This is a genomic window from Candidatus Hydrogenedentota bacterium, from assembly GCA_035416745.1.
GTDB lineage: Bacteria > Hydrogenedentota > Hydrogenedentia > Hydrogenedentales > SLHB01 > UBA2224.
In genome coordinates, this window is sequence record DAOLNV010000008.1 from 46,936 (window position 1) to 58,530 (window position 11,595).

Genomic DNA, 11,595 nt, shown 5'->3' on the forward strand with positions numbered 1-11,595 from the left:
GTAGCCTATCAGTAGTAGAAGAAGGGCCTGCCGGCATGAACCGCCCGGATAGTCCCGTTACCGGCCTTATCGCGCCGGTCCAAGCGAAAGAACACGGAGCACATGCAATTCCTTGAAGCGTTAAGAGATCGGATTCTGGTTGTTGACGGCGCCATGGGTACCGAAATTCAGGCCCGCGGGCTTACGGACCGCGATTTCGGCGGGGCGGAATTCCGTATGCTCTCGGACATAATCACGTTCTCGCGGCCGGACGTTCTGGCTGATATTCACCGTCACTATTATGCGGCCGGGGCGCATGCCGTCGAGACCAATACCTTCGGGGCATCCCCTTTCCGGCTGAGCGAATACGATTTTCGCAAGGTGGAACTGAAGCATTTCGCGTCGCTGCCCTTCGATGCCGATATCCGAACGATTTCGTACGAGGACCTGGCGTACCGGCTAAACGTTCGCGCCGCACAGATTGCGTGCGAAGCCCGGGAAAGCTACGCGAAAGACGCCGCGTACGACGGGCGGCCCTTGTACGTCATCGGTTCCGCGGGTCCGTCTAACCGGGTGGTTTCGAGCACGGAAGCGAACCTTAAGCGGGCCACCTTTGACGAAATAGCGGCGAATTTCCGCGTTCAAGTGCTGGGTCTGGTGGATGGCGGCGCCGATGCCGTGCTTTTCGAGACCCAACAGGACATTCTGGAAACGAAGGCCGCCGTGATGGGCGCGCTCGACGCCATGAGAGAACGGGGCAAGCGGCTACCCATCATGTGCCAGGTGACGGTAGACGCCTTTTCGAAGATGCAGATCTTCAACACGGATATCCACGCTGCCCTCGTGACGGTGGCGGGTATCGGCATAGACACGTTCGGCATAAACTGCAGCATCGGTCCCGACCTGATGGCCAGAACCGTCGAGAAGATCGCGCGCTATTCGCCGTTGCCCATATCGGTCATCCCGAATGCGGGGTTGCCCGTGTCTGAAAACGGCCGCACGGTTTTCAAGTTCCCGCCGGAGGAAATGGCGGAGCACCTGGTCCGGTACGTGCGCGAATTTGGCGTCAGTATTATCGGCGGGTGTTGCGGGACGACCCACAAGCACACCGAGGCCATGGCGGCGGCGGTCGCGGGCCTGCGGCCCACTCCGCGCGAGCCCGAGCGCACGGTATTCGTCTCCGGCCCGCAACAGACGGTGGCGCTGGACAGTTCCGCCGGGCTTATCACGATCGGCGAGCGGCTGAATGTGCGCGGTTCGAAGATGGTTCGCGAAGCCGTCGAACGGGACGGCCCCATCGAGCACAACGTCCTCGAAGAGGTCATCCGCGAACAGACCGTGGACCTGGGTGTGCGGATAATCGACGTATGCATGGACTCGAACGTCGTGAACACGGCTGCCGCTCTCACGGAGGTGGTCCACAGGCATACGGCCGATTTCAACGGCGCGATGAGCCTGGATTCGTTCGCGATAGACGCGCTTGTGGAGGCCGTCAAGGTCTATCCGGGCAGGCCCATCATCAACTCGATATCGATGGAGGAGGCCGCGGAAGGCCAGACCAAGGCCGACGTGATACTGACAGCGACGGCCGCGCATCATCCTGTCTATATCGCGCTGGCGACGGGGCCGGAGGGGCCCGGGGCCACGGCGGAACAGAAGATCGCGTTGGCGAAGCAGGTGGTGGACTGCGCGGCAAGGCACGGCGTCACGCCCGACCAGCTCTTGATCGACATGAACGTGTTCCCCATCGGGTCGGAGTCCCGGGAAGGGGCGAATTTCGCGCTGGAATCTCTCGAAGCCATTCCCGGCATCAAGGCCATTGACGCGCGCCTGGTCACCACATGCGGGGTAGGCAACCTGACGAACGGCCTTGCCGCCAAGCCGTATATGCGCAAGGTCTTGACATCGGTATGGCTGGACGAGGCGCGAAAGCGCGGGCTGGACGCGGCCATCATCAATCCCAACCACTACGTTTTCGTGCAGGATCTGGACCCGGAGGACTACAGGCTGGGGCTGCGGGTGATCCTTGAACACGACATGGACGCTTTCGAGGAGTTGGAGGACATTGCCGACCGCAAGAAGGGCGTCGAAGCGCGCCGGCGGTCGTCGTACGACGGCCTGGAAGCCGAGGACGCCATCTGCGAGAAGATCAAGGACGGCTATAAAGAGCGGGCGGACGGTGTCGTCGAGGTGGGCGGGAACAGTTACGCGCACATGGATCGTATCGTCGTGCAAACGGCGGAAGTGATTCAGCGCCGCGACCCTCTCGAGTTCATCAACAGCTACCTGATGAAAGCCATGAACGAGCTTGGCGATGGCTTTGCACGCGGGGAGGTTTCGTTGCCGCATCTGCTCAAGTCGGCAGACGTGATGAAGCAGGTCATGGGATTTCTCGAGGCGTACATGAGACGGTCGGCCGGGATCGACGTGCACGACAAGGTCGAATACAAGGGTACGGTCGTGCTCGGAACCGTCCACCAGGACGTCCACTCGATAGGCAAAGATCTCGCAAAGACGCTCTTTGAGAACTACGGGTACCGAGTAATCGATCTGGGCGTGATGACGCCTCTCCAGGCGTATATCGACGCGGCGAAAGAATACAACGCCACTGCGATCGGCATGTCGGCCCTCTTGGTGCAGACCTCGAACCACATGATTGCGGTTTCCCGCATGATGGAGGAACAGGGCATCGCGGAGGTGCCGGTTCTGGTGGGAGGCGCGCCGGTGAACTGGCGGCACGCGGCGTACGTTGCCATGGCCGGTCACGAAGATCCGGCGCAGCTCCGGTCCAACGTGTTCTATTGCCCCACGGCCATGGATGGCGTGAACGTGATGAACAAGTGGGTGGGCACGCGGGAGCGCGCCGCCATCCTGGAACCAAACCGCGAGAAGCTGCTCGCGAACCTTGAACGCGCGGAGAAGATGCGCGGCGAGGAGACACGTCTGTTGCGGGACCTTGCGCCCCGGGCCATCAGCTTTGAGAAACACCGCGTACCGGATTCGCCGCGGTTCCGTTGCGAGGTATTACGCTATTCGCTGCGGCAGCTGGCGCCCTACCTGGACACCAGGACCTTGTTTGGTTTGAACTGGAAGTTTGGCGGCACCGTGGGCCGTGAGAAACGCGGCGAGACCGCCGAGAAGCTCGGGGCGCTCTTCGAGGAATGGATCGACAAAGCGGACAAGGGCAAGTGGATTGTTCCACAGGGCGTATGCGGCATCTACCCCTGCCAATCCGACGGTGATGAGGTCATTGTCTACGAGCCGGAGGATTTCGGCGTGGAAGTCTGCCGTTTCGGGTTCACGCGGGTGGTCGGGTCGCGGCGCAAAGACACCATTTGCGCGGCCCAGTACTTCTACCCGCGCGCGTCGGGCAAAGTGGACGCCATCGGCGTCCAGCTCACGACCAGCGGTCCCCAGGTCGAGGCTCAGATTGCCGCGTTCAAGGCCGAGGGCAACTCCGAGGCCGTGTTGTATCTGCAAGGGCTGTCGGATCGCGTCGCGGAAGATATGGCTGACCGGGTGCATGCCATGCTGCGCGACCGTATGGGGGCCGCGCCGGACCAGGGAATCCGGTGGTCGCCCGGGTATCCGGCCATGGCCGATTCGCATTACAACAAGACGATTCTCGCCCTCTTGGGCGCGACGGAGCGGGTGGGCGTCCGCGTTACGGATGCGGGCGAGTTCGCTCCTACGGGCAGCACCGCGGCGGTGGTGTGTTTCCATCCTGACGCACGGTATACGTGATCAACCGCGGGCAAAGGCCTGACCTTGAGCAGGGCGGGCCCTCTTGCCGTCCATTGGCTCGCCCGGCCGGGGCGGTTCCATGCCGATTCAGTTCCGGACCACGACGAACTCGGTTTCTACGGTCTCATCAACAATATGAAAGAGACGGTAGCCCTTTTCGGGGGTCTTATCGAAGTTATCGCGGGTGGAGGAGCAGCATGCGGTGGTCGTGAACAGGATGCCATTCTGTTCTTCGACCTGGTTTCCGTGATAGTGACCCGCGGCGACCAGTTTGAGGTTGTGTTGCGCGAACATGCCGAGGACGTCGTCCGCATTCTTGACGCGATACGCCTTTGTGTTGGGATTGAAGGGATGATGGGCGAAGAGCGCGATTGGCCGTCCGCGGTTCACTTTTCCGAGGGTCTTCCCGAGCCAGTCGAGTTCGCTGGGCGGGATGGTCACGTCGCTCTCCGACCCCTCGCACGAATTCAGCCCGATGAACAGCCAGCCCTCTTCTCCCTCGTCCCAATGGACGGGGCCGTAGGCCGTGGTGAAGTTGCCGAATATGTCTTTGGCCCTCATGTCGACGTCGTGGTTTCCGGGGATGGCCAAGCAGGGTTTTTCAAGGCGGTCGAGCGCCACCTTTGCAAGTTTGAGTTCTTCGTAGCGGCCGCCCGTAGAGATATCGCCCAGGACTACCGTGAACTGGACCCTCTTGTCCGAATTGATGCTTTTGACGGCCTCGTTGACGATGCCGGCGCTCTTGGTATCGAGGACGTGGAGGTCGTTGATGGCGGCCACCGTGAAATTGCCGCCCCCGAAACTCGGTTTGAGCCGGGCGAGGTTGATATCCGGGACGATTTTCTTGACCTTGGCGCACGAGGCGAGTCCCAGCGCCGCCGTGAGTCCGAGGAACTGTCTGCGCGTGAATCTCATGCGTTCGCTCCCCCGATGTGAGTGGTGTCGCTCCTTACGCTCCGCCTATTTCTGGTATAACCTCATTCAAGTCCCATTTCTTCCCATTGTTTCCTCTGGACCGCAATGAAGTCAACTGGACGTTTCGCCGTTTGCGGGGCAACAGGGAGGCGCGGAACGCAAACCGGGCAGGCGTCATGAGAGCGGCTTCCTGTTACGCTCTGCGCGCGTTGTACATTGCGGGCGTGACGTGCGAGAATTTCGAGGGCGGCAGGCGCTCGAGCTGGCCGAGTCAAGGCCGAGCGCGGACGTTGTCTGGTGTCGGCCTCCGCCCATGTTGTTCGAAAGGAAACCCGTTGGTGGCGGATGATGTCATTTCCCATAGCCGTGCGTTTCTCTCGAGAAGGGAAACCTGGCGCATGTTTGACCGCATCGTGGGGTGTTACGATTTTCTGAACCGCGTCTTGTCTTTGCGGCGCGACGTTGCCTGGCGCAGGCAAGTGGCGCGCATGCTGCCGGACGGCGAGGAACTGCGAATCCTGGACTTGGCCACCGGCACCGGCGACATGCTGCTCGCCATCCTTGACGAAAGGCCGCGTGCCCGGCCGGTTGTGGGGCTGGACATGGCGGGCAAGATGCTGTCGAGGTGCATGGAGAAGCTGCGTAGCCGTCAAACGGCCGGTTCCGTGCACGTAATTCGCGGGGATGCCGCCTCCATTGCGCTAAGGAGCGGCATTTTTGATGCGGTCACCATGGGTTTCGGCATTCGGAACATGGAGGATATCGTCGGGGTGTTGCGTGAGGCGCGGCGGGTCTTGAAACCCGGAGGCCGTTTGCTGATCCTCGAGTTTTCGATGCCCCGGCGGCCTGTGAGGTGGGTGCATCTCTTCTATCTGCGTCATGTCATGCCGCGCATCGCCGGGTACGTCTCAGGGGACAGCGCTGCCTATGAGTATCTCGATCGCACGATAGAGAGTTTTCCGTGCGGCGAAGCCTTTTGCCAACTCATGCGTGACGCAGGCTTCCGAAATGCCCGCGCGATGCCCCGGACGTTTGGTATCGCGACGATCTATCAAGGCGAGCGTCAGGTCGGCATGACATGAAAGGGAAGGAGCCGCACTTGAAGGCGCTCGAGCCGGATAGCGCGAAGGACATGTTGGCATCGCTGGTATGCCAGGCGGTACGGACTGCCTGTACCGGTCTCCCGGCGTTCCCCCAGGGGCTTCGAGTCGAGGCGCCCATCGCGTATACAGACGCGCTGGCATGGCTCCGCGCGCAGGAGGCCGGCGCCCGTATCTACTGGGCAGACCGCGAACATACGGTCCAGGCCGCAGGAACGGGGGTCGCGGACGCCATTACCTCGAATGACGGACACGTTGAAACCGTGTTTCCCGAGCTGCAGCGTGACTTGGCGTCGGCGCATCCCAATCTTCGATATTACGGAGGCATGGCGTTCGATCCCTCGAATAGGACCTCCAGTGAATGGGCGCCGTTCGGCACCTACCGTTTCGTATTGCCGCGGTTTCAACTCGAGAATCACGGGACGCATTCCTACCTGGTGTGCAATATTCTTCTTCGGAGCGGTGACGACTGCAACCGGGTACGCGGTGAAGCGCTCGAAGGCCTGGATGCGCTCGTTTTTCCCGAGGATACCTCGGCGGACGCGATGCCGCCTCCCCGGCAGCGGGTCGATATCCCTGACCTGGCGGGTTGGACAGCGGGCGTGCGGGAAGCCTTGCGGGGCATCGGGCGAGGGGATATCGGGAAGGTAGTTCTGGCCAGACGCTCCGTGTTCGCGTTCGATGCGCCGATGGACCCTTTGGCCCTGCTCGCGCGGATTGTGGCGCGGACGGCTGCCACATACCAGTTCTATTTCGAGCCCGAGCCCGGGACCGCGTTTCTGGGCGCCACCCCGGAACGGCTGTACAGCCGGCATGGCCGCCATGTTGAAAGCGAAGCCGTTGCCAGTACCCGGCCGCGAGGCGCTACCGAGGCGGAAGACGATGCCCTGGCCCGTGAATTGCTCACGAGCGATAAGGACCGCCGCGAACACGCGTTCGTGGCTCGGGCAATCCGCGAGGCGCTCGACGGCCTGTGCAGGAGCGTGTACGCCGCTTCTGAGATATCCGTGCTGAAGCTGCCCAAGTGCCAACATCTCATCTGCCCGTTGGAGGGGATCTTGAGGGAGAATATTTCGGATGCGGCCGTAATGCAGGCATTGCATCCGAGCCCGGCGGTGGGCGGCATGCCGACGGACAAGGCGCTGGCCTGCATTCGGGAACACGAACCCTTCGACCGGGGCTGGTACGCGGGACCGGTGGGATGGGCCGGACCGGAATCCGGCGAGTTTGCGGTGGCGATACGCTCGGGGCTGGTGCATGGGAACACCCTGTCGTTATACTCTGGCGCGGGAATCGTCGACGGTTCCACGCCAGAGGGTGAATGGAGTGAAATCGAAACCAAGCTGAGCAACGCGCTGGGCGCACTCACCGGACACAATGACTGAAACCGCCGAGACGCTGAACCAACTCTGGGCCGGCCTGCTGGTCGAGGAGCTGGTGCGCAACGGCGTGGACACGTTTTGCATTTCCCCCGGTTCCCGCTCCGCGCCGCTTGCGCTGGCGGCAGCGAGGAACGCCGGCGCGCGCTCCGTAACGCATTATGACGAACGGGGCGCGGGGTTTTTCGCCTTGGGGTATGCCCGGGCCTGTGAGAGACCGGCTGCGCTGATTTGCACGTCGGGAACGGCCGCCGCCAACTATTACCCGGCGATTATCGAGGCGGCCCTGTCGCGCATCCCCATGATTGTGCTCACGGCCGACCGTCCTCCCGAGCTGCTCGATACAGGGGCGAATCAAACGATATGCCAGCCCGGGATGTTCGGTTCGTACACCCGCTGGCGCTTTGATTTGCCGTGTCCGAGCCGGGCGATCCCCCCGTCGTTTGTGCTGACGACGGCCGACCAGGCTGTACAGCGTGCCAGGATTCCCGAGAGAGGCCCCGTGCATCTCAACTGCCCGTATCGGGAACCGTTGGTCTCCAGTGATGGGGGAGCCGGGCTGGATGTCTGGGCTGACTCACTTTGGCGTGCGTCCAACGAGCCCCGCACGTCCTACGCGCCCGTGTGCCGGAGCGTGAGCAAGGAGGCCGCGCTTCTCCTCGGCGCGGCGGCGAACGAAGCGCACAGGCCTGTCATCGCAATAGGCCAACTCGACCGTGCAGACGAGCGCGGCGCGGCCGTGTCGCTGGCACGTAAACTGGAATGTCCCATCTTGCCGGGGGTAGCTTCGGGGCTTCGGCTGGGGTTCGAGGCCGAATTCGCCATAAGCCATTTCGACGTGTTGTTGTCTTCTCCTGAAATTGCGTCACGATTTGCGCCCGACCTCTTGATTCATTTGGGTGGATCGATGGTTTCGAAATGGTTCCAGACGTGGCTTGAGCGCGTTCGGCCGCGTCACCACGTGCGGATAGCGGATCATCCCGGGCGCGACGACCCCGGCCATACGGTCACGTTACGAATCGAGGCGGACATTCCCCGCGCATGCGAGGTGCTATCTACCGCGGGCCTCAAGGTGAAAGACTCCTTGTGGCTGGAGTACATGCGCGAGTGCGAGAGGCGCGTCGCGGGCTCGCTGGACGCGTATTTCGCCGCAGACCGTGGTTTGACGGAGCCGGCGATCGCGCGCTGTATCGCAGGGCTCGTGCGCGAATCGGACGGGTTGTTCCTGGGCAACAGCATGCCCGTCCGGGACACGCAACGTTATACGCAGGCAAACGGGGCCCGGCCGGTGGTTTTCGCCAACCGCGGTGTAAGCGGCATCGACGGTAACATCGCCACGGTGGCGGGCGCGGCGTTCGGCGCCAAACGCCCCATCACGGCGATTCTCGGCGATCTGGCGGCGCTTCACGACCTGAACAGCCTGGCTTTGTTGCGTGAAACGCGCACGCCCGTGGTTCTTGTGGTGCTCAACAACGACGGCGGGGGCATTTTTCATTTTCTACCGGTAACCGCGCACCAGGAGGCCTTTGAACCGTATTTCGCGACACCCCACGGTCTTACGTTTGAATCTGCCGCGGGCATGTTCGGAGTGGCGTATGCGAAACCGGACTCGCTCGCGGCGTTCAGGGATGAGTACATGGCAGCGCTTGAACGCTCTCAATCCACCCTTATCGAAATCCGGACCAGCCGTGCGGAAAATGCGGTGCTGCACGAAACGATTGATGCGCAGGCGCTCGATGCTCTTCGAGCCTGACGCAAGACCGGGCAGAAGGCCATGACACGCGAACTGCATTACGTTGTGCTGAACCCAACCGGGAACGTGACGGTCCTGTTCCTGCACGGCTTCATGGGTTCCGGCGAGGATTGGCGTCTCATTGCGCAAGACTTGTCGCGCGCCTGCCGCTGCGTTCTCATTGACCTTCCGGGTCATGGGTATACGCCGGTGCGCAGCGATTCCGCCGCGTACACCATGGCGGCGGTGTCTCGCGACGTGATGCATCTGATGGACCGCGTGTCGCCGGGACGCTTCTTCGTTGTGGGTTACTCGATGGGCGCCCGGCTCGGGCTCTATCTAGCCGTGGAATATGGTGAGCGCATCGAGGGACTGATCATGGAATCGGCCTCGCCGGGTCTCCGCACCGAGAGGGAACGTGCCGAGCGCCGGGAACGCGATGACCGCCTCGCGGAGGAGCTGGAGACAGGGAATTGGGAGACGTTTCTCCGTCAGTGGTATGCCAGGCCCCTGTTTGAAACCCTGCGCAAGCACGGCAGCCGGTTCGAGGAATTGCTCGAGCGCCGGCGCATGAACAATCCCCGCGAACTGGCGAGGGTCCTGCGCGGGATGGGTACGGGGGCCCAGCCTTCGCTGTGGGATGCGTTGCACGGAATAGCCGCCCCCGTCTTGCTCGTCGTTGGGGAACGCGACCCGAAATACCGCACTCTCGCCGAGTCGATGTGCGAGATGATCCCCCGCGCGGCGATGGCGGTCATGCCCGATGCGGGGCACAACGTGCACTTCGAAAAACCCACGGACTATACTAGGCTCTTGCAGGGTCTGCTTGATGATCTGCGCGAAGGCGCCGCGCTGTAGCCGTTGTGCCCCAAAATCCGGGAGTTGTATGTATGTTGAGCGTTCAATGGAAGTCCGCGGGCGAGTTTACGGATATCACGTACGAGAAGGCGGAAGGGATAGCGAAGATCACTATCAACCGGCCGGAGGTGCGGAATGCGTTCCGGCCGCTGACTGTCGACGAGATGTCGAAGGCCCTTTCGGATGCCCGGTTTGACGATGCTATCGGGGTAATCATTCTCACGGGCGAGGGCGAGAAGGCATTCTGCTCAGGAGGCGACCAGAGAATCCGGGGCGAGGCGGGGTACGTCGACAAATCGGGCCGGCACCGCCTGAATGTTCTCGATTTTCAGCGCCAGATGCGGACCTGCCCCAAGCCCATCATCGCCATGGTAGCCGGCTATGCCATCGGCGGGGGGCACGTCCTTCACGTGATGGCCGACTTGACCATCGCCGCCGAAAACGCCATCTTCGGGCAGACCGGCCCGAAAGTGGGCTCGTTTGACGGGGGCTATGGGGCCAGCTACCTGGCCCGGATCGTGGGGCAGAAAAAGGCCCGCGAGATCTGGTTCCTGTGCCGTCAGTACACCGCCTCGGAGGCGCTGGATATGGGGCTCGTCAACGCAGTCGTGCCTTATGAGCGGCTCGAGGAGGAAACCGTGCAGTGGTGCCGCGAGATATTGCGCAACTCGCCGACCGCGCTGCGGTGTCTCAAGGCCGCGCTGAATGCGGATTGCGACGGCCAGGCAGGGCTCCAGGAACTCGCCGGGAACGCGACGCTCCTGTTCTACCAGACGCCCGAGGCGCAAGAGGGCCGGAATGCGTTCAATGAGAAACGGCCGCCCGATTTCAGCAAGTATCCGAGGTATCCGTAGAGGAGCGAGGCCCCAATGCCGGGGTTACGGGCCGCCTCATGCGGTTCAAAGCACTATGGCTGACGGATTCACACACGCTGACGCCTGGATAGAAGCGGCGCGCCCCAAGACGCTTGCGGCGGCCGTCTCCCCCGTTTGCGTCGGCACGGCTATCGCATTTCCCGACGGAGGCATTCATCTGCCCGCGGCGATGTGCGCGCTCCTCGGGGCGGTGCTGATCCAAATCGCCACGAATTTCGCCAACGACTATTTCGATTATCTGAAGGGGGCCGACACCGCGGAACGGAAAGGTCCGCTTCGCGCGGCGCAGTCGGGGCTGGTCAAGCCTGTCCATGTGCTGCGCGCTTCCATGGTGACGTTTCTGCTCGTTTTCCTGCCGGGCACATACATTGTGTGGCGGGGGGGATGGCCTTTCATCGCCATCGGGCTGCTTTCGATTGCGTCGGGCATTCTCTATACGGCGGGACCATATCCACTAGGGTATACCGGTCTTGCCGACTTGTTTGTGCTGGTGTTCTTTGGGCCTGTGGCTGTCGTCGGGACGTATTACCTGCAGACGCTCCAGTTGCGCGGCGCGGCGCCATTTGTCGCGAGTCTAGGCCCCGGCCTGCTCTCGGTGGCCTTGCTTACCGTGAACAATCTGCGGGACGTGGACGAAGACCGCAAGGCGAACAAAAAGACCCTGGCCGTCCGATTCGGCCCGGGATTCGCGCGCGCCGAGTACCTGTTTTGCGTAATTGGCGCGTGCGTGGGTGTGCCGGTGTACTTCTACGTGCGCGAGAACAACCTGTGGTTCATGGTCACGCCGGCGGCGCTGGTCTTTCTCGCCGCGCCGGCGATTCGCACCGTGTTCACACAGCGTGACGGTCTCGCGCTGAACCGGACCCTGGCCCAGACCGGCGGTCTGCTGCTGCTCTTCAGCATTCTATTCTCCCTGGGTTGGCTCGTATGAGGATTGTCCGCGCAGAGACCTACCTTTACGATCTGCCGCTTATGCGGCCGCTGGTGCTGCCCAACGGCATCTGCACTTCGCG

The 11,595-nt window shown here is 62.3% G+C and carries 8 protein-coding genes; 7 read left to right on the plus strand and 1 reads right to left on the minus strand.

Going from position 1 to position 11,595, the window contains the following annotated elements; genetic code table 11:
* The first annotated feature begins 102 nt into the window (after positions 1 to 102).
* The gene (locus tag PLJ71_04800; protein HQM47983.1) at positions 103 to 3,723 is read left to right on the plus strand and encodes a homocysteine S-methyltransferase family protein; all 3,621 of its coding nucleotides are present in this window, start codon (positions 103 to 105) and stop codon (positions 3,721 to 3,723) included.
* Positions 3,724 to 3,810: 87 nt separating this feature from the next.
* Here PLJ71_04800 and PLJ71_04805 read toward each other — a convergent pair whose 3' ends face one another.
* A complete protein-coding gene (locus PLJ71_04805; GenBank protein ID HQM47984.1) occupies positions 3,811 to 4,638 on the minus strand; it encodes a metallophosphoesterase in 828 nt (275 codons plus the stop codon).
* Positions 4,639 to 5,036: 398 nt separating this feature from the next.
* Between PLJ71_04805 and PLJ71_04810 the strand changes: the two genes are divergently transcribed.
* The 6 genes from PLJ71_04810 to PLJ71_04835 are packed head-to-tail and all read left to right on the plus strand — an operon-like array spanning position 5,037 to position 11,513.
* Positions 5,037 to 5,720, plus strand: a complete 684-nt coding sequence (locus tag PLJ71_04810; GenBank protein HQM47985.1) for a ubiquinone/menaquinone biosynthesis methyltransferase — start codon at positions 5,037 to 5,039, stop codon at positions 5,718 to 5,720.
* 17 nt (positions 5,721 to 5,737) lie between these two features.
* Positions 5,738 to 7,123 (plus strand): isochorismate synthase, encoded by a 1,386-nt coding sequence (locus PLJ71_04815; protein ID HQM47986.1) that lies wholly within the window; start codon positions 5,738 to 5,740, stop codon positions 7,121 to 7,123.
* Positions 7,116 to 8,870 carry a 2-succinyl-5-enolpyruvyl-6-hydroxy-3-cyclohexene-1-carboxylic-acid synthase gene (menD, locus tag PLJ71_04820; GenBank protein ID HQM47987.1) on the plus strand — a complete coding sequence of 585 codons (1,755 nt, stop codon included), beginning with the start codon at positions 7,116 to 7,118 and terminating at the stop codon, positions 8,868 to 8,870. The genes PLJ71_04815 and menD overlap by 8 nt, the downstream gene beginning before the upstream one ends.
* 21 nt (positions 8,871 to 8,891) lie before the next feature.
* Positions 8,892 to 9,707, plus strand: coding sequence for a 2-succinyl-6-hydroxy-2,4-cyclohexadiene-1-carboxylate synthase (gene menH / locus PLJ71_04825; protein ID HQM47988.1), 816 nt, complete (start codon positions 8,892 to 8,894; stop codon positions 9,705 to 9,707).
* Between the two features lie 32 nt (positions 9,708 to 9,739).
* On the plus strand, positions 9,740 to 10,561 hold the full coding sequence (gene menB, locus PLJ71_04830; GenBank protein ID HQM47989.1) for a 1,4-dihydroxy-2-naphthoyl-CoA synthase: 822 nt from the start codon (positions 9,740 to 9,742) through the stop codon (positions 10,559 to 10,561).
* Positions 10,562 to 10,616: 55 nt separating this feature from the next.
* The gene (locus PLJ71_04835; protein ID HQM47990.1) at positions 10,617 to 11,513 is read left to right on the plus strand and encodes a 1,4-dihydroxy-2-naphthoate polyprenyltransferase; all 897 of its coding nucleotides are present in this window, start codon (positions 10,617 to 10,619) and stop codon (positions 11,511 to 11,513) included.
* Positions 11,514 to 11,595: the final 82 nt, after the last annotated feature.

Bases quoted from the DNA above. Each gene is read 5' to 3' on its own strand.
- PLJ71_04835 (HQM47990.1), top strand. From the start codon at position 10,617: ATGGCTGACGGATTCACACACGCTGACGCCTGGATAGAAGCGGCGCGC.
- menH (HQM47988.1), top strand. From the start codon at position 8,892: ATGACACGCGAACTGCATTACGTTGTGCTGAACCCAACCGGGAACGTG.
- PLJ71_04810 (HQM47985.1), top strand. From the start codon at position 5,037: ATGTTTGACCGCATCGTGGGGTGTTACGATTTTCTGAACCGCGTCTTG.
- PLJ71_04805 (HQM47984.1), bottom strand. From the start codon at position 4,638: ATGAGATTCACGCGCAGACAGTTCCTCGGACTCACGGCGGCGCTGGGA.
- PLJ71_04800 (HQM47983.1), top strand. From the start codon at position 103: ATGCAATTCCTTGAAGCGTTAAGAGATCGGATTCTGGTTGTTGACGGC.
- menD (HQM47987.1), top strand. From the start codon at position 7,116: ATGACTGAAACCGCCGAGACGCTGAACCAACTCTGGGCCGGCCTGCTG.
- menB (HQM47989.1), top strand. From the start codon at position 9,740: ATGTTGAGCGTTCAATGGAAGTCCGCGGGCGAGTTTACGGATATCACG.